The following is a 25,239-nucleotide window of genomic DNA, read 5'->3' as shown; positions in this document are numbered from 1 at the left end:
CATGAGTCGTCCTGACGTCGTCGTCACCGGGCTCGGCGCGACGACCCCGCTGGGCGGGGACGTCGCGTCGACCTGGGACGCCATGCTCGCCGGCCGCTCCGGGGTGAGTGCCCTCACCCAGGAGTGGGCCGCGCAACTGCCGGTCCGGATCGCCGCCCAGCTGGCCGTGGAGCCGTCCGAGGTGCTGGACCGGGTCCGGCTGCGCCGGCTGGACCGCTCCGAGGCGATCGCGATCATCGCGGCGCAGCAGGCCTGGGCGGACGCCGGCCTGGCCGACTCCGGCCTCGACGGTGAACGGTTGGCGGTCAGCGTCGGCTCCGGCATCGGCGGTGCCATCACCCTGCTCGCCCAGGACGACATCCTGGAGGCGTCCGGGCCGCGGCGGGTCTCCCCGCACACCATCCCGATGCTGATGCCGAACGGTCCGGCCGCGTGGGTCGGGCTGGAGCTGGGAGCCAAGGCCGGCGTGCACTCGGTGGCCAGCGCCTGTGCCACCGGCGCCGAGGCGATCGCGCTGGGCCTGGACATCATCCGCGCCGGCCGGGCCGACGTGGTGGTGGCCGGCGGCACCGAGGCGGTCATCCACGCGCTGCCGATCGCCGGGTTCAGCTCGATGCGGGCCATGTCGACCCGCAACGACGAGCCGGAGCGGGCCTCCCGCCCGTGGGACCGGGGCCGTGACGGCTTCGTCCTCGGCGAGGGCGCCGGCATCGTGGTGCTGGAGCGGGCCGAGCACGCCGCCGCCCGGGGCGCCCGGGTGTACGCGCGCCTCGCCGGCGCCGGGATCACCTCCGACGCGTACGACATCGTGCAGCCGCACGCCGAGGGCGAGGGCGCGATCCGGGCCATCGCCAAGGCGATCGCGGACGCGGACGTGGCCAAGCGGGACATCGTGCACGTCAACGCGCACGCCACGTCGACCCCGGTCGGCGACATGTTGGAGATCGGCGCGCTGCACAAGGCTCTCGGCGACCACCCGGTGCTGGCCGCGACCAAGTCGATGACCGGTCACCTGCTCGGTGCGGCCGGCGCGCTGGAGTCGATCGCCACGATCCTGGCCATCCGCGACGGTGTCGTACCTCCGACGGTCAACCTCGACGACCCGGATGACGGTCTCACCCTGGAGGTGGCCGCACACAAGGCGCGCCACATGGAGATCCCGGCCGCGCTGAACAACGCGTTCGGCTTCGGGGGCCACAACGTGGCTCTGGTCTTCACCCGGCCCTGAGGCCACAGCTTGGAGGCGCGCACGTGACCACCACCGCCCTCGGTGCGGACACCCGCACCGTGGACTACCGGGATCCTGAGGTCCGCCTCCGGGCGCTGTTCGACGCCGGCTCGCTGCGCCTGCTGGCCCCCCGGGACAGCTCCGGGGTGCTGTGGGCGCGCGGCGAGATCGAGGGCGGGCCGGCCATCGCGTACGCCACCGACGCCACCAGGATGGGCGGCGCGATGGGCACCGACGGGTGCCGGCACGTGGTCGACGCGATCGACACCGCCGTGCGGGAGCGGGTGCCGGTGCTGGGCCTCTGGCACTCCGGCGGCGCCCGGCTGACCGAGGGCGTGGTCGCGCTCGACGCGGTCGGGCAGGTCTTCGCGGCCATGGTCCGCGCGTCGGGCCGGGTACCGCAGATCTCCGTGGTGCTCGGGCCGGCGGCCGGCGGCGCGGCGTACGGGCCGGCGCTGACCGACATCGTGGTGATGAGCGGCGCCGGGCGGATCTTCGTGACCGGGCCCGAGGTGGTCCGCAGCGTCACTGGTGAGCAGGTCGACATGGAGCGCCTGGGCGGCCCCGAGCCGCACGGCCGGCGCTCCGGCGTGGTGCACGTGACCTGCGCCGACGACGCGGCGGCGATGGTCGAGTCGCGCAAGCTCGCCGCGCTGCTCGGCCGTCAGGGCCGGCTCTCCCCCGACGACGTTCCGGCCGTCGACGCGGACGGGCACGACCTGTCGGCGAAGATGCCGGCCGAGACCAACCGGGCGTACGACGTCAAGCCGGTGGTCAAGGCCCTGCTCGACGCCCCCGGCGTGGAGCTGCACGCCAGGTGGGCGCCGAACGTGGTGACCACGCTGGGCCGGTTCGCCGGCCGGACGGTCGGGGTGATCGCCAACAACCCGCTGCGCCTCGGCGGATGCCTCGACGCGTCCAGCGCGGAGAAGGCTGCCCGGTTCGTCCGGATGTGCGATTCGCTGGGCGTACCACTGATCGTGCTCGTCGACGTGCCCGGTTACCTGCCCGGCCTGGGCCAGGAGTGGGACGGCGTGGTCCGGCGCGGGGCGAAGCTGCTGCACGCGTTCGCCGAGGCGGTGGTGCCGCGGGTGACCCTGGTGACCCGCAAGGCGTACGGCGGCGCGTACATCGCGATGAACTCCCGCTCGCTGGGTGCCACCGCGGTCTTCGCCTGGCCGGACGCGGAGGTCGCGGTGATGGGCGCCAGCGCGGCGGTCAACATCCTGTACCGCAAGAAGCTCGCCGCGGCTCCGGCGGAGGAGCGGGAGACGCTGCGCGCGCAGCTGATCGAGGAGCAGACCCGCACGGCGGGCGGGGTCAACCGGGCGCTGGAGATCGGCGTGGTGGACGACGTGATCAAGCCAGCGGAGACCCGTCGGCGGATCGCCGAGGCGTTGGCCGGCGCCCCGGCCGCCCGCGGCGCACACGGCAACATCCCGCTCTAGTGGTGTGTAAGGAAGGGCCCTTTGTTATCGCGAGGCGATAACAAAGGGCCTTCCTTTACGTTCAGGCCCGGTTGCGCGGGTGGTGCTTCGCGGTGCGCTCGTTGCCCCGGCGGTAGTTGCCGGTCCAGCGGGCCATCACCAGCTGCGGGTCGTCGTCCACCTCGGCGAGGAACTCCGCCGCCCGGCCGCCGCGCAACGTGGTGGCCACCCGCCCGTGATGCGTGATCACGACGGCGCCGTCGGCCCGCTCTACCCAGTCGAAGTCCCGCGCCTGACCCATGCCGGCCAGGCTGCCAGGTCGGCCGGGGCGGCGCTACCGGATTCCGGCCGGGCGGGTCGACGCCTGTGCCGGCCGGGGGTACGGGCCGGCACAGGCCGCGTCGAGTCAGCCGGCGGCCGGGACCGCCTCCCGAGCCAGGAGCACCGCGCCGAGCAGCGCCGCGTCGGCGGCGAAGCTGGAGAGCACGATCTCCGGCCGATATGGCAGCACCTCGGCGAGCCGTTCGACGATCAGCCCGCGGATCAGCTCGCTGCCGGCCACCCCGCCGACCAGCACCACCCGCTGCGGATCCACCAACAGACAACAGGTGATCAGATGGCGGGCGATCTCGTCGACCCTGCCGCGCAGCACGTCCCGGACCTCGCCGGGCTGGTCGGCCCGGGCAGCCAGCCCGGCCGCCCCGTCCGGTACGTCCAACTCGGCGGCGAGCTGGTCCAGAGCGCGTCCGGAGAAGACCGACTCGAGCATCCTGCCGGGACGGGCGGCGCCAGCGAGGGCGTACCCGATCTCACCGGCGGCCCCGTGCCGTCCGGCCAGTACCGTGCCGCGCACGGTGACCGCTGCCGCCACCCCCGTGCCCAGCCCGACCACCAGGCCGGGGTCGGCGTCGCGTAGCGCGCCGAGCCGCAGCTCGGCCAGGGCGGCGGCGTTGAGGTCGTTGTCGACCGCGACCGCCGGTACGCCGAGCCGGTCGCGGACCGTGTCGACGAGCCGCAGCCGGTCCCAGCCCGGCACGTTCGGCGCCAGGTCGATGCCGTCGGGTCGGACCACACCGGGCGAGGCGACCCCGACCGCCGCGACCGGGCCACCGACCTCTCCGAGCAGCCTCGTCGCCACCTCCAGCGCCCGGTCCAGCGCCTGGCGGGCACCCCGGTCGGCGTGCGTCGGCACCCGCTCGCTGGCCAGCAGCCGGCCCGAGCCGTCGGCCACCCCGACCGCCATCTTCGTGCCGCCGAAGTCGATGCCGAGCAGCAGACCGCCGACGTCTCCGGCTCCGGCGGCCTGCTCGGCGCGGTCGGCCAGTCGTACGGTCACCTGGCCGTCACCTCAGCGACCTCGTCCAGCGCGGCGTCGGCCGCCGCGAGACGGTCCCGGACGGCGGCGAGCCGACCGGCGACGGTGTCGAAGGCGCCGCGCAGCTCGCCCACCTGGGCGCGGACGGCGTCCGAACCGGGACCGTCGATCTGGGCCCGGCGCAGCACGAGCTCCGGGCGGACGGCGGCGGCGATCAGGTCGGCGACCGCCGCGTCGTCCAACGGCGCGCTCAGGCCGACCGCGTCGGCGGCTGCGCGCACGTCGCTCTCCGTCCAGGAGTCCGGCGCGCCGCTCCGAACCAGCCGGCCGACCACGGAGTGCGCGGCCCGGAACGGCACCCCGTGCAGGGTCAGCGCGTCGGCAGCGGCCGTGGTGGTGGCACCGGAGGCGACAATCTCCTCCCGGGACGGCGGTTCCAGCGGCTCCAGCTCGGCCAGGAAGCCGCCGAGCAGGGCGAAGAAGCGGTCCGTACGGTCGTTGCTGTCCCAGAGCCGGACCTGCACGTCGGTGGTGGCGTTGTTGGAGTCCTCCCACCAGGCCGCACCGACGTTGTTGAGCACCGAGGCGGCGTCCCCGGCGGCAGCGCCGGCCATCGACACCAGATGCTCCAGCACCACCGGGTTGCGCTTCTGCGGCATGATGCTGCTGCCCTGGGTGAAGTCGCCGGGCGTGGCCACCCAGCGCCAGGTCAGCCAGTCCATCAGGGTCCGGGCCAGTCGGGCACCGGTGGCCAGCGACTGGGCGTTGAGCGTGCCGACCCGCACCAGGTGGTCGGCACCGGCCACCGCCTCGTAGGAGTTGGTGACCAGGCCGTTGAAGCCGAGCAGCTCGGCCACCCGGGCCGGGGAGATGTCCAGGTCCGTGCCGGCGAAGGCGCAGGAGCCCAGCGGCGAGATGTTCAGCTGGTCGATCAGGTCGGCGTAGGCGACCGCCTCACCCGCCAGCGCCTCTGCGTAGCCGGCGAGTGCGTGGCCGATGGTGGTGGGCTGCGCGGGCCGGCGGTGCGTGTAGCCGGTGATGACCACGTCGGCGTAGCGGTCCGCGACGTCGAGAGCGGTCGCACCGGTGGCGAGCACCCGGTCGAGCACGCCGAGCAACTGGTCACGAAGCAGCATCCGGAACACCCCGGCGTCGAGGTCGTTGCGGCTGCGGGCGAGCTGCACGTCGAGCTGGGCGGCCGGGATGCCGCACGCCTCGGCAAGGCGCTTCTCCACCAGGTAGTAGACGTCCTCGAAGCTGCCGTCGTAGATCGGCGCGGAAGCGGTGTCGGCACGCAGCACGGCCAGTCCCCGCAGCAGTCCGGCGCCCCGCTCGGCGGGGATGAGCCCCCGCTCGGTCAGCATCACCACGTGGGCCTGGCTGGCTCGCACCATCGCCGGAAAGAGGTGCTCGACGTGGTGCTCGTAGGTGGGCCGTAGGTGGTGCCGCTGGTAGGTGGTCAGCGCGGAGGTGCTCATGAGGGTCCTTACTTCCTTCCAGGCCGGGGGCGGCGGGTCCGCCGCCTCCGGGGCGTCAGCCGGTCAGTCGGTCAGGCCGAGCAGTCGTTCGGCATTTCCGGCGAAGATGGCTCGCAGGTGGTCGTCGGGCATGCCCAACTCGCGACAGACCCGCAGTTGGTCGTCGAGGTAGCGGGTGACATAGCCCCGGGGGAACCACGACGAGTCGCTGCCGTAGACGATGCGGTCCGGGCCGATGGTCTCGTAGCAGCGGCGGAAAAGATCCTCCAAGGTGAGCTTGTACGGCAGCCACCGCACCCACTGGTTGGACCCGGACGTGTCGATGAGGATGTTCGGGCAGCCCCACGCGGCGAAGAACAGCTCCTGCACGTGTTGCACGCCGAAGTGCGGCACCACGACCGACAGCTCGGGGAAGCGCCGGGCCATCCGGGCCAGCTCGTCCGGGCCGCCGTACCGGCCGAACGTCAGGCCACCCGCGCTGCCGTAGTGCCCGATGTGGATGAGCACCGGCACGCCGAGTCGCTGGGCGGTGCCCCAGAGCGGATCCAGCGCGGGGTCGTCGAGCGGACCGCGCAGGAGCGGGGCGAAGAGCTTCAGCCCGCGCAGGCCGCGCTCGGTCACCGCTCGCTCCAGTTCGGCGGCGGCGTCCGGGCCGTACGGGTCGTGATGGGCGAAGCCGAGCAGCACGTCCGGATGCCGGTCGACGACGTCGGCGACGCTGTCGTTGCCGCCGCCGGTGACGAAGACCGCCTTGCTGATGTGGTGCGTGCGCAGCTCCTCGGCCCACCGGTCGGCCTCGTCCTGCCAGCGCTCGGCGGGCGGCTCCGGGTCGGGGAAGCTCCACGCCCGACGCCACTGGGCGGCGTACGGTGCGGCACCGGCAGCCCGGATGCTCCGCTCGTGATCACCGCCGGGGTGCATCCCGGCCTCGTGCTCACAGGCCCGGATGGTCTCGTCGGCACCGATCCGGAAGTGCAGGTGGAAGTCGACGATCTCGAGTCCACGGTCGCCGCTCATGATGCTCCCCTGATCGGTGCGGTGTCGCCGGGCTGGGTGGGGGCTGTCGGTCGGCCCGCGTCTGATCCGGGGGTCGACGAGGTGGGCAGCGGGTCGTCGGTCGGCGGCGCGGGCAGCGGTGCGGCCACCCAGGCTTCGACGATCTCCCGCAGCCGGCCGCCGGCCAGCTCGCGGACCCGCCGACCGGCCTCCTCACTGGCCAGTGAGATGTGCCCGGACCAGCCCTGCCAGGGGTCTGGTCGGGACTCCACCAGCACGTACGGATGGGTCACCGGCAGTTTCGGCTTCGGCGGCAGGTCGGTGACCGCGTCGAGGCGCACCGCCTCCGGGTCGAAGCCGAGCACACCGGAGGTCTCGTACGCCCCGCCGTGGCCCCGCGCCGGTAGGGCGCCGTAGATCTCAGTGGTCTCCGCGGGGGTGACCAGCTGGAACCAGTTCACCAACAGCAGGCTGGCCTGCCGCCGGCCCGAGACCCACTCCATCGCGGCCCGGACCGTGGACATGTTCGCGTCGTGGCCGTTGACGATGAGCAGTCTGGGGAACCCGGCGGCGACAATTCCCTCGATGACGTCGGCGAGGTAGCCGACCGCGATCTCCGGCCGGATCGCCACCGTGCCCGGCCAGGGCCGGGTCTGCCCGGGGCAGGCGGCGTAGGGCACGGCGGGGAAGAGCACTCCCCGGGGTCCGGAGGTGGCGGCGCTCTCGCCCGCGAAGCCCTCGGCCAGGATCAGGTCGGTGCCCAGCGGCAGGTGCGGGCCGTGCCATTCGACGGCGCCGACCGGCAGTACCGCGAAGTCCGCCGCTTCGGCCACGGCCGCCAGCTCACCGCCGGGCACCCGGACCGCCGGGAGTAGCGCGCCGGTGGCCGGCCACATGCTCATGCCGTCCACTGCGCCGCCTCCCGGGAGGCCCGCCGGCCGGTTTCGAGCCGACCCGACACCACCATCACCACGAAGATCAAAACGACCTGGAGCATGCCGTACGCGGCGGCGGTGCCGACCTCGAACGAGTACATCCTGTTGTTGATCTCGACGGAGATCGGCGCGGTCTGCGAGGTGTAGATCAGCACGGAGGCGACGAACTCGCCAACGCCGTGCACGAAGGCCAGCAGCGCGCCCGCGATCACGCCCGGCAGCATCAGTCGCAGGGTCACCGAGCCGAAGGCGCGCCACCACGAGGCGCCGAGGTTGCGGGCCGCCTCCTCCAGCGCGGGGTCGATCTGGGCGAGCGTGGCCGAGCTGGACCGGAAGACCAGTGGGAGGAATCGCACGAAGTACGCCAGCGGCATGATCCAGAACGTGCCGATCAGGACCTGGCCGAAGCTGAACGCGTTACCGGTGCTGAACGCCGAGATCAGGTTGATCGCCACCACCGTGCCGGGCAGCGCCCAGGCCAGCATCACCGCCACGTCCAGCACGCCGCGCCCGCGGAAGTCGAGCCGGCGCACCGCGTAGGCGATCAGTACGCCGACCACGACGCAGCCGACGGTGGCCAGCAGGCTCATCTGCAACGAGTTGAGGATCGGCTGGAACGCGTTCGGATCGGAGAAGATCGTGACGAAGTTCTGCATGGTGTACGCCGCGGGCACCACTTCGGTGGTCCACGAGCCGTCGGCGGAGAACGCCACCAGCGCGATGGTCGCCACCGGGGCCAGCAGCACCACGGTGGCCAGCAGCGACGCGCCCAGAGCCACCCAACGCCCGAAGGGGTTGGTGATCTCGCGGCGGTACGCGGCGACCCCCTTGGACTGGGAGCGGTAGCTGCGCCGCCCCTCGTACCAGCGCATACCGAGCAGGAACAGCACCGAGACCACGCCCAGCACCGAGGCGTAGGTGGACGCCATCGGCAGGTCGCCGTTGGTGCGGTTGATGTAGATCTGCATGGTCATGGTCTGGTCCACACCGAAGAGCAGCGGGGCGGTGTACGACGCCAGCGACGTCATGAAGACCAGCAGCGAGGCGGAGACCAGCGCCGGGGTGAGCATCGGCAGCAGGACCGTCCGCCAGACCCGGACCCGACCCGCGCCGAGGTTGTAGGCGGCCTCCTCCACCGACGGGTCCATCCCGGCCAGCGCCGCGGCGGCGGACAGGTAGAAGAACGGGTACATGGTGAAGGTGTGCACCACCAGCACCCCGGCGATGCCGCTGAAGGGCAACACCGGCTCGGCGGTGCCGAAGACCTGCTGAAGCCCGCGCGGCAGGATGCCGGTCTCGCTGTACAGCAGCTGGAATGAGATCGCGCCGATCAGCGGTGGCAGCGCCGCCGGCACCAGGATGATCGCCTCGATCAACCGCCGGCCGGGAAACGAGAAGCGCTTGAGCAGGAAGGCCATCGCGACCCCGACGATCCCGCAGAGCAGCACGCTGGCAGCGGAGATGATCAGGGAGGTGACCAGGGATGATCGCGCGACGCCCGAACTGGTGAAGAAGCTGGTGTAGTTCGCCACCCCGTCGACGCCGACGCTCTCGGCGAAGGTGGCGAACATCGGCTGCACCACGTACCCGAAGAGGATCAGCGCGAGCGGCAGCACCAGCAGGTAAGGGAACCAGCGCGAGTTCGTCCCGCCGGTGAACCGATCGGTGAAGCGTCGCCGCCGTCCGTCGCCGGAGGACGCCGGGCTCCCGGTGACCGGTGGGATGGTGGCCGGGCTCGGGGTGGCGGGGATGGTGCTCATGGACGCACCACCCACATCCGCTCCCGCGGCAGCCGCAGCCCGAGCTGGTCGCCCACCGACAGGCCGGCCGGCGGATCGACGGCGGCCACCTGCACCGCCTCGCCGGCCACGTCGACCAGGAGGTTGGTGGACATGCCGGTGAACTCCAGCTCGGTGACGCGGCCGGTGACCACGCCGGGCTCGGTGGCCGAGGTGAGGCCGATGTGCTCGGGGCGTATCGAGACCAGGGCGGTCGCCCCCGTGCCCAACCCGTGATCCGCGGGAGCGGCGACGCCGACCTGGCTGCCGTCGGGCAGCCGCACCGTGACCGTCTCCGGGCCGACGCCCAGCACCGGCAGGCTCAGCACGTTGCTGCGGCCGATGAACCGGGCGACGAAGCTGGTCGCCGGACGGTGGTAGATCTCCTGCGGGGCACCGATCTGCCGCACCCGACCGGACTCCATCACCGCGATCCGGTCGGACATCGCCATCGCCTCGGCCTGGTCGTGGGTGACGTAGAGCGAGGTGGTGCCGGCCTCCCGCTGGATCCGCCGGATCTCGACCCTGGTCTCCTCACGGAGTTTGGCGTCGAGATTGGAGAGCGGCTCGTCGAGCAGCAGGGTCCGCGGTCGGATGACCAGTGCGCGGGCCAGCGCCACCCGCTGCTGCTGGCCGCCGGAGAGCTGGTCGATCCGACGCTCGCCGTAGCCGGCCAGGTGGACCTGGGTGAGCGCCTCCTCGACCCGCCGCTTCGACTCGGCCCGGCCGACCTTGCGGATCTTCAGCCCGTACGCGACGTTCTGCGCGACGGACATGTGCGGGAAGAGCGCGTAGTTCTGGAACACCATGCCGGTGTCGCGCTTGTTCGGCGGGCGCCGGGTGACGTCCTGGTCGCCGAACCGGATCCGCCCGGAGGTCGGGAAGTAGAACCCCGCCACCATCCGCAGGGTGGTGGTCTTGCCGCAACCGCTCGGGCCGAGCAGGGTGAAGAACTCCCCGGCGGCGATGGTGATGTCGACGTCGTCGACGGCCGCGGTGTCGCCGGCGCGCGAGAAGCGCTTGCTCACCGACTCCAGCGTGACATCGATCATGATGTCTCTCCTCAGTCCGGAACCGGGCGTGGCCGGTCGCAGGGGTGGGGCGGGCCGGGGAGCCGGTCGGACGCGAGTCACCTCGGCCGTCCAGCGCCGGTACGTCCCCGGCGCGGCGCCGGACCGGGATTTCCCGGTCCGGCGCCGATCCGGTCAGCCCTTGTTCTTGATCTCGCCGTTCCAGTGGTTGATCCAGTCGGTCTCGTTCTTACCGACCACGTCCCAGTCGACGTCCATCGGCTTGAGCTGGAGCTGGGCGAGCCACTCCGGCTCCTCGGCGATGTCCACCGCGGGGATCTGGTAGTAGTCCTTGGCCAGGTCGGCGCGGAGCTTGTCGTCGAAGAGGAACTCGATGAACTTCTGGGTGCCCGTGGTGTTGCCACCCTTGACCGCGGCGAGACCGTCGACCAGCACGGGCGCGCCGGAGGCCGGCATCACGAAGCCGAACGGCATGTTCGACTGGTTGGCCTGGAGCAGGATGTCCTGCAGGTTCCAGGCGCTGAGCAGGCCCTGCTGCCGGGAGAGCTTCAGGTACAGGTCCGCTGGGTTGGCGGCGTACGCGCCGGTGTTGGCGTCGAGCTTCTTGAGCCAGTCGTAGCCCGGCTGGGGGTTGCTGCCGTCGGCGGACTGCTGCTGGATCATCGAGGCGTAGATCGACCGCATGGTGCCGGACGCGGCCACGTCGCGAATGACGATCTTGTCTTTCCACTGCGGGGCGAGCAGGTCGTCCCAGTCCTTCGGGGCCTGCTCAGGGGTGAGCGCCTTGTTGTTGTACATGATGACCTCGGGCAGCAGGATCTCGCCGAACCAGCGGCCCTCGGCGTCCTTGTACCGGGCGTCCATCTTGCTGGCGAACGTCGGCTGCCAGGCGGTCAGCAGGTCCTCGGACGCGCCGGCGGCCAGCCCCTGCTGGGTGCCGCCCCACCAGATGTCCGCCTGCGGGTTGGCCTTCTCGGCCCGGACCCGCTCGAGGATCTCCTGGGCGCCGAGGTTGAGGACCTCGACCTTCCCCTTGTACTCGGGGAACTTCGCGGTGAACTGGTCGACCACGAAGGTCGAGACCTTCTTGTCACGGGCCGTGTAGATCGTCAGCGACTCGACGCTGCCGTCGGCCGCGTCGTCGCCACCACCGCAGGCGGCGGTGCCGACGACCAGGGCCGCGGCGAGCGCTCCGGCGAGGAAAAGGCGACGTCTCATGAGTACCTCCAGGGGGACGAGGGAAAACCGGGGTGGTTACGGGGAGGGAAGCAGGTTGGGTAGGCCGGCTGCGGCGGCCGACAGCGCGTAGCTGACCGCACCGTGCAGCACCGCCTGATCGCCGAGCACCGCCCGGCGTACCTCGGTCGATGCGGGCGCGCCGGCGCTGACGAGAGTCTGGATCCGCTCGACGGCGGCGTCGTCGAGCTGTGCGGCGGCACCGCTGAGCAGGACCCGACCCGGGTCGATGACGCAGACGCACGAGACGATCAGTCGGGACCAGGCGGTCAGCAGTTCGTCCAGGAACGCGGCGGCGGCGCCTCCGGTGCGCGCCAGCTCCACCAGGGCGCGTACCGGCGCCTCGGGACGGCGGCCCGGCGCCAACGCGACCACCCGCTCGGCGATGGCATTCTCCGACCAGCGTGCCTCGAAGGGGCCGATTCCGTCGTGACCACGATCCGCGGCGTCCAGCGGCAGGAAACCCACCTCGCCGGCGGCGCCACCGGCGCCCCGACGGACCTGCCCGTCGAGCACCAGACCCGCGCCAATGCCGTCGGCGACGTGCAGCAGCAGCAGGTCGGCGACGTCACTGCCCGCCCCGGCGGCGTGTTCGCCCGCCGCCATCAGGTTCACGTCGTTGTCGACCACGACCGGTACGCCCAGCCGCCGTTGGACCATCTCCCCCACCGGCCGACCCTCCACCAGACCGACCGACGGGGCGAGACGGACAGCGCCTCCGGAGGAGACGCCAGGCGCCGCGATGGCCACACCCCGCAACGCCGGCAAGCCCTCCCCGGCCAGTTCGGGGATGGAACGGCAGATGGTGTCGACGATGTCACCGGCGAGTCGGACGGCACGGTGGGCGACCACAGCTCCGTCGCTGTCGGCGATCTCGCAGCTGATCCGGGACGGCTCCAGCGAAACGGCCGCGACCAGCTCGGCGCGAGGGTTGAACTCCAACATCGCGCGGGGACGCCCCGAGCGGGACGCGCCCGGCCCTCGCTCCAGAAGGTAGCCCTCCGCGATCAGCTCACGGACCAACGGCGTGAGCGTGGCGGGGCTCAGCCCGGTCAGCTCGGTCAGCTCGGCACGCGAGAGCAGGCGTACCTGGCGGGCGGTGGAGATCACGGAAAGCCGCTTGATCTCCTTCGACCGCTCCCGGCTCACCGGGCTCGTTGGTGGCGTCACCACGTCAGTCACACTTCCTTCCTACGGCGAACGAACTATGGAGTCAAGTAACGACTGGGTCTCGGCGCCCAACCAAGACCCCTCGGAGCAGGAAAAATGCCTTTATGCACTGATGCGGATCCAGAGAGTGACCCCCTGGTTACGCCCGAGTTCGTTTCTTCTAGAAAAGAAGAAAGTCCCTTCGTGGGTATTGACGCTCCTCGCCGACGATCTCTAGCGTCACCCGGCGAAGGCCTTCCAGTGTGTACGGAAGTCCCGTACCGCTGTGCACCCCGGTGACGCCCGTCGATCGGGGCCTCACCGCCGCCCATCCCACCAACGAACCGGACCCGACCCGTCGGGGCGGCGCATCCCGCGTCCCCCGCCGGTCGTCGCTGTCCGGACCCCGCGGTTCGGAAGGATCCACATGCGACTCAAGGCATTCCTGCTACCGACGGCGCTCGCGCTGGCCCTGTCCGGGACACCAGGCGCCGCCCTCGCCGCCACCGCCCACCCCGCCGCCGGCGGCGCGGTCGACCTCGACGTGCTCTTCGTCAGCGCCCACCCCGACGACGAGGCGGGCAGCCTCGCCACGCTGGGGCAGTGGAAGGAGAAGTACGGCGCCAAGGCCGGCGTCGTCACCATCACCCGTGGCGAGGGCGGCGGCAACGCCGTCGGCCTCGAGGAGGGGCCACCACTCGGCATCATCCGGGAGCGCGAGGAGCGGACCGCGATCGGGCGGGCCGGCGTGCAGAACCTGTACAACCTCGATCGGGTCGACTTCTGGTACACCGCCTCGGCACCGTTGTCCGAGCAGATCTGGGGCCACGACGACACGCTCGGTCAGATCGTCCGGGTGATCCGGACGACCCGCCCCGAGATCATCATGACCATGAACCCGTCGCCGACCCCGGGTAACCACGGCAACCACCAGCAGGCCGCCAGGTTCGCCGCCGAGGCGTTCCAGGCAGCCGCCGACCCGAAGGCCTTCCCGGAGCAGATCCGCAAGGAAGGGCTCAGCGTGTTCCGGGCCGCGAAGTTCCTGCGTACCGGTGGAACCGGCAGCTCCTCGGCCGGCCCGGCGTGCGCGTCCAGCTTCACCCCGACGGTCCCGACCGACCAGGTCTTCGGCGTCTGGGAGGGCACCCCGAGCAGCAGCGGCAAGACCTGGGCGGAGATCGAGGTCGAGGCCCGCCGGGAGTACGTGACCCAGGGCTGGGCCGGCACCGCGGCCGCCCCGACCGACCCGGCGAAGATCCGCTGCGACTTCTACACCCTCGTCGACAGCCGGGTGCCGTACGACCCGGAGGACAGCTCACCGGAGGCGATCCTGCGCGGGTCGATGCTTCCGTCGGCCAAGGGCGGGCTGCCCAAGGGCACCGAGCTGTACCTGACCACCGACCGCTTCGACGTGGCACCCGGCGAGAGCGTCGAGGTCACGGCGCACGTCAAGGCCGCCGCCAACCGGGCACTGAACCACCCCGGGGTGACGCTGCAGGTGCCGGCCGGTTGGTCCGTCTCCGGCGGCACCGGGCTCGGCGTGAGCGTCCCGGCTGGCCGGGATCGGACGGCGACCTTCACCGTCACCGTGCCGAAGGGCGCCGAGACGGGCACGCAGAAGCTGCTCTCGGCCACCCTGAGCACCAAGGGTCAGGGCTCCGGCAGCACCGACGAGGCCGTCCGGGTCGTCGCCGATGTACGCGGCACCCTGGAGCCGCTGCCCGAGGTCGGTCTCTTCCGCGACTGGGCGAGCGCGGGCGGCTACGGCCAGCTCGACACCCTGATCAAGCCGGTGCTCACCATCGGCTCCGGCAAGAGCCGCGACGTCCGGGTCGACCTGCGCAACGTCGGCGAGACCGTACAGAACGGCACGGTCACCCTCGGCCTGCCCGCAGGCTTCACCGCCGACGCCGCCACGAAGAGCTACCGCGACCTGGCGGCCGGCGCCACCGGCGCGGTCACCTTCAGTGTCACCAACAGTGACGCCTCGCTGCCGACGGCCAACGAGGGCGGCGACGGCGGCGACTACGGCATCACCATCACCACCGCCAGCAGCACCGGCAGCACGGTCGAGACCGGCGCCCTGGAGATCGTGCCGACCACCGAGGTGCCGCAGGCCGGCGCCGCCCACGCCGTCGATGGAGTGGCCAGCGCGGGCGAGTACCCGGGCGAGGAGCTCGACTTCTCGCGCATCTGGGAGGGCGAGGCGACCACCGCGACGGACGCCTCCGCCAAGGGTCGGATCGCCTGGACCGCGGACGCGCTCAAGGTGATCGTCACGGTCACCGACGACGTGCTCGGCCGGAAGGTGGTGCCGCAGGATTGCAAGCGCCAGCGGCGGACCGACAGCGTCGAGATCATCATCGACCCGAAGGGCGACTCCTCGGACACCTCGACCGTGTTCAAGGCGGGCATCTTCCCCATCACCGACGACCCCGCCAACGGCAACCCGCCGTGCTGGCAGCGCGACGCCGACAACCGGCAGGGCCCGGGTGGGCAGACCGCTCCGGGAATGACCGTGGTCAGCAAGGTCAGCGAGCCCTACACCGGCTATACGATCGAGACGAGCATCCCGTTCGCGGTGCTGCCCGACGCGGTCGACCCGGCCCGGATGGGCTTCAACGTGCTGGTCTACGACTCGGACACGCAGGATCTCGCCTCCCAGTCCCGACTCGGCTGGTCGACGTTCACCGGCGTACGAGCCGACCCGTACCGCTACGGCCTGGTCACCCTGCCCGGCTACACCCCTGCCCAGCAGGACCCGAGCACGCCGGTCTTCCCGGACACCTCGGCCCGCAGCGTGCACAGCCCGCAGACGATCGCCCAGTCGGCGGTCGGCGGCGTGGCGCCGGCGGCGGTGCCGCGGCTGCCGGAGCGGGCGCTGCGCCTCACCCGGCAGCACCGGGTGAACGGCGGGGTCGAGGTCTCCCTCCAGTCCGACCGTACGGGCACGGCGTATCTCTACACCTGGAACGGCGACCGGGCACTGGGCAGCCGCACGGTCGAGTTGCGACCCGGCCGGCCGGTGACCGTGCTGGTCCCGGTCGACGGGGATAAGGCGGAGGCCGTGCTGGCCGCGTTCGAGTCAGGTGGCTCGGCCGTCGCTCAGCAGGTCACGATCCGCCGCTGAGGTCATCGGGTAACACGGGCAGGTGCCGGACGAACCGGACGGCACCTGCCCGCCGCCGCGCTGGCGGTCGGCGGTCAGGTGCCGCAGGTGGTCGTGGGCAGACCGGGCACGGTCACCGGGGACCGACCACCTGGGCGGGCCTTGCCGGCCAGCACGGCGGCCAACGCGGTCATCGACGCCCGGCTGGAGGAGTACGTGGCCAGCAGCGTCGGCGACTTCGCCTTGGCCAGCACGTACGGGGTGTCCATGGCGACCGTGACCGCCGCGTCGGCGCGCAGGTCGGTGGCGCCGTCGCCGTAGCCGACCAGGTGCACCACCGTGCCTCCCTTGGGCACCACCTTGACGCCGGCCGCGGTCAGCGCCTCGGTGAGCAGCGACCGGGTGCCGTCCCGCCCGCCGGAGGAGGTGACGGTGATCGGTCCGCGCACCGCGCCGCCGCAGGCGCCGCGCAGCACGGTGACCGCACCGGCGGCCAGCGCGTCCGCCGCCGCGCGGTGCGCCGGGGCGTTGAGCGTGGACATCTCGGCGGTCGGGAGCGCCGCCAGCCGGAACTTCATGGTCAGCACCCGGGTGACCGCCTCGACCAGTCGGGCCCGGGTCAGCGACCCGCCGCGCAGCGCGGCGAGCAGCCCGTCGTACGCCTGGCCGACGTTCGGGGTCATCAGGATCAAGTCGTTGCCGGCGTTCAGTGCCCGGACCGCGGCCTCGCCGGGAGCCCAGCGCTTCGCCGGGGGCATGTTCATGCCGTCGGTGATCACCACGCCGGTGAAGCCGAGCTGGCCGCGCAGCACGTCGGTGAGCAGCTTGTGCGAGAAGGTGGCCGGGGTGCCCGGGTCGATGGTCCGCGCGTCCAGGTGACCGGACATCACGGCCATCGCGCCGGCGTCGATACCGGCGGTGAACGGTGGCCAGGCGCCGCTCTTCAGCGCCGCCGCGGACTGGGTGAGCACCGGCAGGTCCTGGTGCGAGTCGTCGGCGCTGTGACCGTGACCCGGGAAGTGCTTCAGGGTGGCGGCGACGCCGACCGCCTGGAGGCCCCGGACCGCGCCGCCGACCTGCGCGGCGGCCCGCTTCGGGTCCGAGCCGTAGGACCGGGAGCCGATCACCGTGCTGCGGGTGGCCAGCACGTCGGCCACCGGAGCGAAGTCGACGTTGATCCCCATCGCGGCCAGCTCGGCGCCGGCGGCCCGCCAGGCGGCCTCGGTCAGCGCCGGGTCGCCGGCCGCACCGGCGGCGAGGGCGCTGGGCAGCACGGTGACGTCGTTGGTGATCCGGGTGACCACGCCGTACTCCTGGTCGGTGCCGACCAGGAAGGGTGCGGAGCCGGCGGCGAGCCGACCGGCGGCGGCGCGGAGGCCGCCGGTCAGCTCGTGCACCTGCTTCGGGTTGTCGACGTTGGTGGTCTCCTGGTTGCCCTTGGTCGGGTCGTCGGCGCTGAACCCGACCAGGATCAGCCCGCCCAACCGGTACTTGGCGATCATCTCGGCGGGGGTGTCGACCCCGGCCAGCGCCTGGTTGCCGGCGGCCGAGCCGGGTGAGACCTTCGTGGCCGAGTCGCCGTAGGCGTACGGCATCAGCACCTGGCCGACCAGGTCCTCGTCGGAGAGGGTGGCGACCAGCGCCGCCGCCTGGGCGGCGGGGTCGCCAGGCGGCATGGTCGTGGGGGCGCTCGGGCCGGCGGAGGTGCCGGCCGGACCGGGCGTCGGCGCGGGGTGGTCCGCGGTACCCGAGCAGCCGGAGACGAGCAGGGCGGTCAGGGCGGCGACGGCGACGCTGGCGCGACGCGGGCGAATCGGCACCCACCCATCCCACCAGTTCGCCCTTATCGGGGCAACTTGACCTCACCGGTCAGCCGCCGCCGCGCCAGCGTGCGGGCAGGTGGCCCGACCGGCGGGTGACCGGGTCAGCCGACCCGGGTGAGCAACGTCACCGGGGCGCCGTCGCCGGCGTACCGGTAGGGCTCCAGGTCATCGTCCCACGCGGTGCCGAGCGCCTTGTCCAGCGCGTGCGCCAGCGCCTCCGGCGCCCGGGCCGCGGCCATCAACGCCCGCAGCCGGTCCTCGCCGAGCTGGATGTCGCCGGCCGCACCGACGGTGGCCCGGAACAGGCCGCGCGCCGGCACGTACATGAAACGTTCGCCGTCGGCGCCGGGACTCGGTTCCTCGGTCACCTCGAAACGGATCATGGGCCACTGCCGTAGGGCAGCAGCCAGCTCGGCGCCCGTCCCCGGACGACCGGTCCACCCGCACTCGGCCCGGCGGGCGCCGGGGTCGACGGGCTGAGCCGTCCACTGCAGGTTGACCGGCGCGGCTAGGACGCGCGCGATCGCCCACTCGACGTGCGAGCACACGGCGAGCGGGGTCGAGTGGACGTATACGACGCCACGCGTTGGCACGGTGACCTCCCGGAGAGCGAGGTGCGTCTTCCCCTACGACCTCGTCCACCGGAGTTGTTGCTGCTACACATGATTACTCGTGTGACGGACGGTGCGCCAGAGAATCGGAAAAAACGCCGGCCGGAATAGCCGGACGGGTGGTCCCCGTTGCCTCTCAGGACACCGCGACGACCAGCCTGATGTCGTGGTCCTGTACAGTTCCATCGGCGGCTTGTGCCGCGCACAACTTCGTGGGTCGACCCAGGTGGTGGCCCGCACACAGCCCCCGGACGTTCCAGTCCTCCCGTACGTCTTGCAAGGAGTACCTCCGTGGCGAGCAACACCTCTAAGACCGCGCGCGCGTCCGTCCGGGCCGGCCAGGCTGGCCAGGGTGGCGCCCTCAGCGTGCTGGGCGAGTTCAAGTACCTCATCCCGCTCAACGGCGGCAAGCACGCCTACGTGCGCAACCTGACCAACGGCAAGACCGCGCACCTGCGCACCGACTCCGAGGCCTTCGTCGAGGAGATCCGGGTGCTGGCCGCGGCCGGCCACGCCGCCAAGATCCGGGCGGAGATCAACAACCTGAACACGACCCACCCGGGCGACGGCTGGGACGCCACCGAGAAGCGCCTGGTCGAGGCCGGCGTCTTCGAGGGCTGAGCCCTCCCCCACCGCTACACCTCGAACCGCCCGCCGGGATCTCCCGGCGGGCGGTCCCGCGTTCGCCACCTGGCCGCCGGGCCGCCGGGGCTCAGGCCGGGTCCAACAGGGCGACCTCCCCGGTGGCCAGGTCGTAGAGACCGCCGACCACGGCCACCCCGCCCGCGGCGACCGGCCCGGCCAGCAGGTCGTCGTGGCGCAGGGTCCGCACCGTGCGCCGGACGTGCCGGCGGATCGCCAGCGGATGCACCGCGGGGTCGTCCAGCCCCGCCTCGGTCACCGCCGGAGCGATCTCGTCCACCAGGTGGGCCAGCGACCCGGCGGGACGCACCCCGGCGCGCAGCGCGTCCACCGCGGCTCCCACCGCGCCGCACCGCTCGTGGCCGAGCACCATCACCAGCGGTACGCCGAGCTGGCCGACCACGTACTCGATCGAGCCGCACACCGCGCGGTCCAGCACGTGCCCACCGGTGCGGATCACGCAGATCGCGCCGAAGGTCTGATCGAAGATCGCCTCCAGCGGCACCCGCGAGTCGATACAGCCGAGCACCACCGCGTACGGCTGCTGGTCGCCCGAGGCGGCCGCGGCGGCGGTGACGTCGTGTCCGTGCACCGGCTGGCCGCTGACGAACCGCCGGTTACCGGCGAGCAGCTCGGCCAGCGCGGCGCGCGGCGTACCACCGGCCTGCCGCCCCGGTGCCGACGGTCCACCCACCGGCGGTCCGGGCGTTGCCCCCGACGACCCCATGCCGTTCAGCTTGGCCCGCTGTGGGGTGGCCACGGGCGGGGTCGGGAATGTTCTCTGCGCGTGATTGGCGTGGTGTCATGGCGGGTAGCCGGTGTTACCGCCGGGTATGCCGGTGCGGTTCGTGCCGGGCGGCCCTGGGAGGTGGCGATGCCGGAGCGGTTCGAGGTCGGTCTGCCCGACGGGGTACGCCTGCACGTCGAGGCGACGGGGCCGACGGACGCCCCGGTCACCGCCGTTCTGCTGCACGGCTGGACGCTGGACGGGCGCAGCTGGCACCGGCAGGTCGACGCCCTCACCGGGTCGTACGGCGACGCGGTGCGGGTGGTCACCTACGACGCGCGGGGGCATGGCCGGTCCAGTTGCATGCCGCTGCCCACTGCCACCCTGGCCCAGCTCGGCGACGACCTGCTCGCGGTGCTCGACGCGGTCGCGCCGACCGGGCGGGTGGTCCTGGTCGGGCACTCGATGGGCGGCATGACGATCATGGAGTACGCGCACCGCCACCCGGCGCACTTCGCCGCCCGGACCGCCGGCCTGGTCTTCGTCTCGACCACCGCCGAGGGGCACACGCACACCGTCTACGGGCTCTCGCCCCGGATCGCCCGGCTGATCCGGCTGGCCGAGACGACCGGCGCCGGGGTGCTGGCCCGGTGCGGTTCGTGGCGCGCACCCCGGGCGCTGCTGCGCGCGCTGCAACCGAGCATCCGCTGGATGCTCTTCGGCGACCGCTGCGATCCGGCCGACATCCGGCTGGTGACCTCGGCGGTGGCCCGCGCCTCGCTGCGCTCGATCGGCGGGTTCCGCGCCTCGATCGGCGCCCAGCACCGGCTGGACACCCTCGCCGCGCTGGCCCACCTGCCGGCGGCCGCGCTGGTCGGCGACCGGGACCGGCTGACCCCGCCGCCGTGCGCCGAGTCGATCGCCGCGGTACTGCCGGCCACCGACCTGACCGTCTGCCCGGGCGCCGGGCACATGCTGATGATGGAACGCCCGCACGAGGTGAACGCCGCGCTGACGGGCGTCCTGAGCCGGGTGCTCGCCGAGCCGGCGCCCCGCGCGAGCGGCACGACCCCCGCCGGGACGGGTGTCTGACCACGTTCCCGCACCTCGGGCGCGGGAGGCCGGGCCCAGGGCCGTACCCTTCTGCGGTTGGCCCGCGCGGTTCGCGCCGCTTGCCGGCGACATCGAAGGAGCGTGCGTTGACCGACCAGACCGCCCTGGAGCAGGAGATCGCCGTCGAGCAACGGCACCTCGACCGGGTGTACGCCCGACTCGCCGAACTGCGGCGGTCGGCGGTCCGCGCCGAGCGGGACGGCTACCGGATGGCCCGGGTGGGCACCTTCGGCGCGCTCGTCGAGCGCGACGCGATGGTCTTCCACGCCGCGCAGCGGCGGCACACCCTCGACGCCGAGCACGAGGGGCTGGTCTTCGGCCGTCTGGACCTGCGGGACCGGCAGGTGCTGCACGTCGGTCGGCTCGGCATCCGCGACGAGGACGCGACCACGCTGGTCGTCGACTGGCGGGCACCGGCCGCCGCCGCCTTCTACCAGGCCACCCCGGCCCAGCCGCAGGGCGTGGTGCGCCGGCGCACCATCCAGTCCCGCAGCGAGCGGGTCACCCGGATCGAGGACGACCTGCTGGACCCGACCGCCGCTCCCGAGGGGATGACGGTGGTCGGCGACGGCGCGCTGCTGGCGACCCTGTCCCGGGCCACCGGCCGGGGCATGCGCGACATCGTGGCGACCATCCAGCGGGAGCAGGACGAGGCGATCCGCTCGCCCGGCTCCGGGGTGACGATCGTCGCCGGCGGCCCGGGCACCGGCAAGACCGCGGTCGCCCTGCACCGGGCCGCCTATCTGCTGTACTCCGACCGCAGCCGGTACGCGGGCGGCGGCATCCTGGTGGTCGGCCCGTCCTCGGTCTTCGTCGAGTACATCGCCTCGGTGCTGCCCTCGCTCGGCGAGGACACCGCGACCCTGCACTCGCTGGGCACCCTCTTCCCGGGGATGACCGCCACCCGCACCGACTCACCCGAGGTGGCGGCGGTGAAGGGTTCGCTGCGGATGCGCCGGGTGCTGGAACGCGCGGTGCGGGACGCCGTGCCGGGCGGCCCGGGCGAGCTGCGGCTGCTCTACCGCGGCACGCTGCTGCGGCTGGACCGGGCCGAACTGGACGGGATCCGGGACCGCGTGCTGAACCGGGGTGCCCGGCGCAACGAGGTCCGTCGGGCCGGCTTCGACGGTGTCTTCGCCGCGCTGTGGGCACAGGCTCGCCGGTTGGGCATCGGCCGGCTGCCGGAGCAGCGGGCCTTCGAGGACGAGATCGCCGAGCGGTCGGAGTTCCGGGAGTTTCTCAAGGCGTGGTGGCCGCGGCTGCACCCCCGGCACGTGCTCGGCTGGCTGGCCCGACCGGATCGCCTGCGCCGGTACGCGGGTGGGATCCTCTCCACCGCCGAGATCCGGCTGCTCAGCGCGGCGTACCAGAATCTGGACGCCGCCGGCTTGACCATCGCCGACGTGGCGCTGCTGGACGAGCTGGACGCGCTGCTCGGCAAGCCGGCGCAGCCGGCCCGCGCCCGACGTGACCCGTTCCAGCTGGCGGGCGGGGTCCGCGAGCTGAGCAGCTTCGGCGACCGGCAGCGGGCCGCGCGGGCGGCGGCCCGGGAGCGGCCGGCGGACTACCGGGAGTACGCGCACGTGGTGGTGGACGAGGCGCAGGACGTCTCGCCGATGCAGTGGCGCATGGTCGGTCGGCGCGGCCGACTGGCCTCCTGGACGGTGGTGGGTGACCCGGCTCAGACCGCGTGGACCGGTGACCCGGAGGAGCTGAACCGGGCCCGGGACCAGGCGCTGGGCCGACGCAAGCGGCACGACTTCACGCTGACCACCAACTACCGCAACTCGGCGGAGATCTTCGCGGTGGCGGCGGCGGAGATCCGCCGGATCTACCCCGACCTGCCGCTGCCGACCGCCGTCCGCTCCACCGGGGTCGATCCGGTCGAGCTGGTGGTGCCCGCCACCGAGCTGGAGACCGCGACCGTGGAGGCGGCCACCGGCCTGCTGGCCGAGGTGGAGGGCACGGTCGGGGTGATCACCCCGGTCCCCCGCCGCGACGAGGTCGCCGGTTGGCTCGGCGCGCTCGGTGCGCCGCGGCTGCAGGTGGTGACCAGCCTGGAGGCCAAGGGCATGGAGTACGACGGGGTGGTGCTGATCGCCCCGAGCGAGATCCGGGCGGATCCGGGCGCCGGGGTACGCACCCTCTACGTCGCGCTCTCCCGCGCTACCCAGCGCCTCACCACCATCGACCCGACGGGCTGACCTGCGGCGGCGCCCCTCGCGGGTCGGCGACCTGCCGTACACTTGCATACATAGCGATGTGAGCATACATTTGACCCGGTCCCGATCGACGGCGGAGGGTGGTCTCGTGGGCGCAGGTCATGACCACCACCACGGGTCGGTCACCAACGCCGCGCACCAGCACCGGGGGCGGCTCTGGACAGCGTTCGGGCTGCTCGCCGCCCTGATGGTGGTCGAGGCGGTGGCCGCGTTCCACACCGGCTCCCTGGCCCTGCTCTCCGACGCCGGCCACATGTTCACCGACGTGCTCGGCATCGGGATGGCGCTCGCCGCGATCACCGCCACCCGGCGGGCCACCGGCGACCCGCAACGCACCTTCGGGCTCTACCGACTCGAGGTGCTCGCCGCGCTGGCCAACGCGGTCCTGCTCTCCGGTGTCGCGGTCTACGTGGTGATCGAGGCGATCCGCCGGTTCGGCGACCCGCACGAGGTGCTGGCCGGTCCGATGCTCGCGGTGGCCGTGCTCGGCCTGCTCGCCAACGTGGCCGCCTTCGGCCTGCTCCGCGCGGGCGCCCGGGAGAGCATCAACCTTCAGGGCGCCTACCTGGAGGTGCTCGGCGACCTGCTCGGCTCGCTCGGCGTGATCGGCGCGGCGCTGCTCATCCAGGTCACCGACTGGTGGTGGGCCGACCCATTGGTCGCGGTCGCCATCGGCGTGTTCATCCTGCCGCGCACCTGGCGGCTGGGACGGGCCGCGGTCCGCATCCTGGTGCAGGCCGCCCCGGAGCACCTCCAGGTCACGGCCGTGCACGACCGGCTGGCCGCGGTGCCCGGCGTGGTCGAGGTGCACGACCTGCACGTCTGGACGCTCACCTCGGGCATGGAGGTGGCCTCCGCGCACCTGACCATGGCGCCCGGCGCGGATGTCGGAGTGGTGCTCACCGCGGCACGCACCGCCCTGCACGAGGACTTCCGGATCGAGCACGCGACGTTGCAGATCGAACCCGGCGCGGCCCCCGGGGCGTGCGGTTCGGTCGAATGGTAGTGCGTTTCAGGAGTTTTACTCGGCTTGGCCGGAATTTTCCGTGACGACGCACGCACCGTCCGTCACATCGGCTGCACTGGTCCCATCGGCACCGGTAGGCTCGGTCCCGGCCTCCACCCGGCGGCGCCCTCCCGGCGCCGGTGGCGGTCGCCGCCTAATCGCCCGAACGGGGCGAACCGGGGAACCATGTTCCTGGGGTGCATCCGCGTCCGCGGTAGGGATCTTCCGTCCCGAACCCGTCAGCTAACCCGGTCGGCGGCTGACGGAAGGACATGCGTAGTGGTACCAGCACGACCACCCGCCGCCCGACTGGCGGCCCTGATCGTCGCGATGTTCGCCCTCAGCGTCGCGATCCCGGCCGGCGCCGCCTCGGCCGCTCCCCCGACCGGCCAGCGGGCCGCCGCGGCACCCGACGGAGACGAAGAGGGCGGCACCCCGGCGCTGCGGGCCCAACTGGAGGCGGCCAGCAAGGGATACCTGGACGCGAAACGCGCCCTGGACACCTCCGTGCGGCGGCAGCAGCAGCTCGCCACCCAGCTGAAGACCACCGAGATCGAACTCACGGCGCGCAGCGGCAAGGTCGACGAGATCGCCGGACTGGCCTACCGCACCGGCCGGCTCGGCACGGTGTCGGCGCTGCTCAGCAGCAGCACCCCCGAGGGCTTCATGGACCGGGCCGTCACGCTGGACGCGGTCGCCGCCAACGAGGACCGGGCGCTGCGCGACCTCACCGCCACCAGGGACGAGGTCAATCGCACCCGCATCGCCCTGGACGGCGAGATCCGTGAGCAGCGCAAGCAGGTCACGGTCATGGCCAAGCGCAAGGAGCAGGCCGAACGGGCGCTGACCGTGGCCACCACGAAGGCCCGTACGACCGCCGACGGCGGCTCGAACCGGGGCACCTCCACCGCCAACGCCACGGCCGCGCCGCGCAACTCCGACGGCTCCTGGCCGTCGGAGTCGTGCAGCGTCAACGACCCCACCCCGGCCTCCGGCTGCATCACCCCGCGCACCCTGCACGCGCTCAACCAGGCCAAGGCGGCCGGCTTCACCCGGTACGTCTCCTGCCACCGCAACGGCGGCTCCGGCGAGCACCCGAAGGGCCGGGCGTGCGACTTCGCCGCGCAGAAGGGCGGCTTCGGCGGCGACGCCACCGGCGGTGACAAGACGTACGGCAACAACCTGGCCGCGTACTTCATCCGCAACGCCGACCGGCTCGCCGTGCTGTACGTGATCTGGTACAGGCAGATCTGGCTGCCCAGTAGCGGGTGGAAGTCGTACAGCGGGGCGGGCGGCGACCCGTCCAGCGACCACACCAACCACGTGCACCTGTCGGCCCGCTCCCCCGCGTCGCAGGTGGTTCGCCCCCCGTAAACGCAGGACGGCGGATCGTCGACGTTGAGGACCAGGCCG

At 72.7% G+C, this 25,239-nt stretch carries 20 protein-coding genes and 1 riboswitch; of the genes, 8 read left to right on the top strand and 12 right to left on the bottom strand.

Going from position 1 to position 25,239, the window contains the following annotated elements; translation table 11 throughout:
* Window position 1 precedes the first annotated feature (1 nt).
* The gene (fabF, locus tag ACWD5O_RS25685) at window positions 2–1,228 is read left to right on the top strand and encodes a beta-ketoacyl-ACP synthase II (protein ID WP_450086800.1); all 1,227 of its coding nucleotides are present in this window, start codon (window positions 2–4) and stop codon (window positions 1,226–1,228) included.
* Between the two features lie 23 nt (window positions 1,229–1,251).
* The gene (locus ACWD5O_RS25680) at window positions 1,252–2,676 is read left to right on the top strand and encodes an acyl-CoA carboxylase subunit beta (protein ID WP_450086799.1); all 1,425 of its coding nucleotides are present in this window, start codon (window positions 1,252–1,254) and stop codon (window positions 2,674–2,676) included.
* Window positions 2,677–2,737: 61 nt separating this feature from the next.
* Here ACWD5O_RS25680 and ACWD5O_RS25675 read toward each other — a convergent pair whose 3' ends face one another.
* The 9 genes from ACWD5O_RS25675 to ACWD5O_RS25635 form a co-directional block, all read right to left on the bottom strand.
* The gene (locus ACWD5O_RS25675; RefSeq protein WP_450086798.1) at window positions 2,738–2,956 is read right to left on the bottom strand and encodes a hypothetical protein; all 219 of its coding nucleotides are present in this window, start codon (window positions 2,954–2,956) and stop codon (window positions 2,738–2,740) included.
* Between the two features lie 105 nt (window positions 2,957–3,061).
* Window positions 3,062–3,991 (bottom strand): ROK family protein, encoded by a 930-nt coding sequence (locus ACWD5O_RS25670; RefSeq protein ID WP_450086797.1) that lies wholly within the window; start codon window positions 3,989–3,991, stop codon window positions 3,062–3,064.
* Window positions 3,988–5,448 carry a lyase family protein gene (locus ACWD5O_RS25665; RefSeq protein ID WP_450086796.1) on the bottom strand — a complete coding sequence of 487 codons (1,461 nt, stop codon included), beginning with the start codon at window positions 5,446–5,448 and terminating at the stop codon, window positions 3,988–3,990. The genes ACWD5O_RS25670 and ACWD5O_RS25665 overlap by 4 nt, the downstream gene beginning before the upstream one ends.
* A 63-nt stretch (window positions 5,449–5,511) precedes the next feature.
* The gene (locus ACWD5O_RS25660) at window positions 5,512–6,465 is read right to left on the bottom strand and encodes an amidohydrolase family protein (RefSeq protein WP_450086795.1); all 954 of its coding nucleotides are present in this window, start codon (window positions 6,463–6,465) and stop codon (window positions 5,512–5,514) included.
* Window positions 6,462–7,346, bottom strand: a complete 885-nt coding sequence (locus ACWD5O_RS25655; protein ID WP_450086794.1) for a creatininase family protein — start codon at window positions 7,344–7,346, stop codon at window positions 6,462–6,464. Before ACWD5O_RS25655 ends, ACWD5O_RS25660 begins: the two co-directional genes overlap by 4 nt.
* Entirely contained in the window at window positions 7,343–9,139 is a 1,797-nt protein-coding gene (locus tag ACWD5O_RS25650) for an ABC transporter permease (protein ID WP_450086793.1), read from the bottom strand. The genes ACWD5O_RS25655 and ACWD5O_RS25650 overlap by 4 nt, the downstream gene beginning before the upstream one ends.
* Window positions 9,136–10,209: an ABC transporter ATP-binding protein gene (locus ACWD5O_RS25645; RefSeq protein ID WP_354965459.1), complete on the bottom strand. Its 1,074-nt coding sequence runs from the start codon at window positions 10,207–10,209 to the stop codon at window positions 9,136–9,138. Before ACWD5O_RS25645 ends, ACWD5O_RS25650 begins: the two co-directional genes overlap by 4 nt.
* Before the next feature lie 153 nt (window positions 10,210–10,362).
* Window positions 10,363–11,406, bottom strand: a complete 1,044-nt coding sequence (locus ACWD5O_RS25640; RefSeq protein WP_354965460.1) for an extracellular solute-binding protein — start codon at window positions 11,404–11,406, stop codon at window positions 10,363–10,365.
* Window positions 11,407–11,442: 36 nt separating this feature from the next.
* Window positions 11,443–12,606, bottom strand: a complete 1,164-nt coding sequence (locus ACWD5O_RS25635; protein ID WP_450086792.1) for an ROK family protein — start codon at window positions 12,604–12,606, stop codon at window positions 11,443–11,445.
* Window positions 12,607–13,000: 394 nt separating this feature from the next.
* Here ACWD5O_RS25635 and ACWD5O_RS25630 point away from each other — a divergent pair, with 394 nt between their 5' ends.
* Window positions 13,001–15,703, top strand: a complete 2,703-nt coding sequence (locus ACWD5O_RS25630) for a sugar-binding protein (protein ID WP_450086791.1) — start codon at window positions 13,001–13,003, stop codon at window positions 15,701–15,703.
* A 74-nt stretch (window positions 15,704–15,777) separates the two neighbouring features.
* On the opposite strand, the gene ACWD5O_RS25625 is transcribed toward ACWD5O_RS25630, so the two are convergent.
* Together ACWD5O_RS25625 and ACWD5O_RS25620 are read right to left on the bottom strand one after the other, a co-directional pair.
* Window positions 15,778–17,502 (bottom strand): glycoside hydrolase family 3 protein, encoded by a 1,725-nt coding sequence (locus ACWD5O_RS25625; RefSeq protein WP_450086790.1) that lies wholly within the window; start codon window positions 17,500–17,502, stop codon window positions 15,778–15,780.
* 104 nt (window positions 17,503–17,606) lie between these two features.
* The gene (locus tag ACWD5O_RS25620; protein ID WP_210917691.1) at window positions 17,607–18,098 is read right to left on the bottom strand and encodes a DUF3145 domain-containing protein; all 492 of its coding nucleotides are present in this window, start codon (window positions 18,096–18,098) and stop codon (window positions 17,607–17,609) included.
* A gap of 309 nt (window positions 18,099–18,407) precedes the next feature.
* Here ACWD5O_RS25620 and ACWD5O_RS25615 point away from each other — a divergent pair, with 309 nt between their 5' ends.
* On the top strand, window positions 18,408–18,737 hold the full coding sequence (locus ACWD5O_RS25615) for a hypothetical protein (protein WP_074313395.1): 330 nt from the start codon (window positions 18,408–18,410) through the stop codon (window positions 18,735–18,737).
* 91 nt (window positions 18,738–18,828) lie between these two features.
* On the opposite strand, the gene ACWD5O_RS25610 is transcribed toward ACWD5O_RS25615, so the two are convergent.
* On the bottom strand, window positions 18,829–19,452 hold the full coding sequence (locus tag ACWD5O_RS25610) for a carbonic anhydrase (protein WP_387323755.1): 624 nt from the start codon (window positions 19,450–19,452) through the stop codon (window positions 18,829–18,831).
* A 180-nt stretch (window positions 19,453–19,632) separates the two neighbouring features.
* On the opposite strand from ACWD5O_RS25610, the gene ACWD5O_RS25605 reads away from it, so the two are divergent.
* The 4 genes from ACWD5O_RS25605 (at window position 19,633) to ACWD5O_RS25590 (ending at window position 25,200) form a co-directional block, all read left to right on the top strand.
* Window positions 19,633–20,577 carry an alpha/beta fold hydrolase gene (locus ACWD5O_RS25605; RefSeq protein WP_450086789.1) on the top strand — a complete coding sequence of 315 codons (945 nt, stop codon included), beginning with the start codon at window positions 19,633–19,635 and terminating at the stop codon, window positions 20,575–20,577.
* Between the two features lie 107 nt (window positions 20,578–20,684).
* Entirely contained in the window at window positions 20,685–22,802 is a 2,118-nt protein-coding gene (locus tag ACWD5O_RS25600) for a HelD family protein (protein WP_354965466.1), read from the top strand.
* Between the two features lie 106 nt (window positions 22,803–22,908).
* Window positions 22,909–23,826 (top strand): cation diffusion facilitator family transporter, encoded by a 918-nt coding sequence (locus ACWD5O_RS25595; RefSeq protein WP_354965467.1) that lies wholly within the window; start codon window positions 22,909–22,911, stop codon window positions 23,824–23,826.
* 141 nt (window positions 23,827–23,967) lie between these two features.
* A riboswitch (cyclic di-AMP (ydaO/yuaA leader) is annotated at window positions 23,968–24,100 on the top strand.
* Between the two features lie 5 nt (window positions 24,101–24,105).
* Entirely contained in the window at window positions 24,106–25,200 is a 1,095-nt protein-coding gene (locus ACWD5O_RS25590) for a coiled-coil domain-containing protein (protein ID WP_450086788.1), read from the top strand.
* The last annotated feature ends 39 nt before the right edge of the window (window positions 25,201–25,239 follow it).

The organism is Micromonospora sp. NPDC005161 (genome assembly GCF_053599855.1).
Note: the sequence above shows the minus strand (reverse complement) of the source record. Positions and strands in the feature narration are given on the sequence as shown.

Coding starts and splice junctions, on each gene's coding strand:
- ACWD5O_RS25665 (WP_450086796.1), bottom strand. CDS start 5,448: ATGAGCACCTCCGCGCTGACCACCTACCAGCGGCACCACCTACGGCCC.
- ACWD5O_RS25660 (WP_450086795.1), bottom strand. CDS start 6,465: ATGAGCGGCGACCGTGGACTCGAGATCGTCGACTTCCACCTGCACTTC.
- ACWD5O_RS25675 (WP_450086798.1), bottom strand. CDS start 2,956: ATGGGTCAGGCGCGGGACTTCGACTGGGTAGAGCGGGCCGACGGCGCC.
- ACWD5O_RS25645 (WP_354965459.1), bottom strand. CDS start 10,209: ATGATCGATGTCACGCTGGAGTCGGTGAGCAAGCGCTTCTCGCGCGCC.
- ACWD5O_RS25650 (WP_450086793.1), bottom strand. CDS start 9,139: ATGAGCACCATCCCCGCCACCCCGAGCCCGGCCACCATCCCACCGGTC.
- ACWD5O_RS25655 (WP_450086794.1), bottom strand. CDS start 7,346: ATGAGCATGTGGCCGGCCACCGGCGCGCTACTCCCGGCGGTCCGGGTG.
- ACWD5O_RS25630 (WP_450086791.1), top strand. CDS start 13,001: ATGCGACTCAAGGCATTCCTGCTACCGACGGCGCTCGCGCTGGCCCTG.
- ACWD5O_RS25640 (WP_354965460.1), bottom strand. CDS start 11,406: ATGAGACGTCGCCTTTTCCTCGCCGGAGCGCTCGCCGCGGCCCTGGTC.
- ACWD5O_RS25605 (WP_450086789.1), top strand. CDS start 19,633: ATGCCGGAGCGGTTCGAGGTCGGTCTGCCCGACGGGGTACGCCTGCAC.
- fabF (WP_450086800.1), top strand. CDS start 2: ATGAGTCGTCCTGACGTCGTCGTCACCGGGCTCGGCGCGACGACCCCG.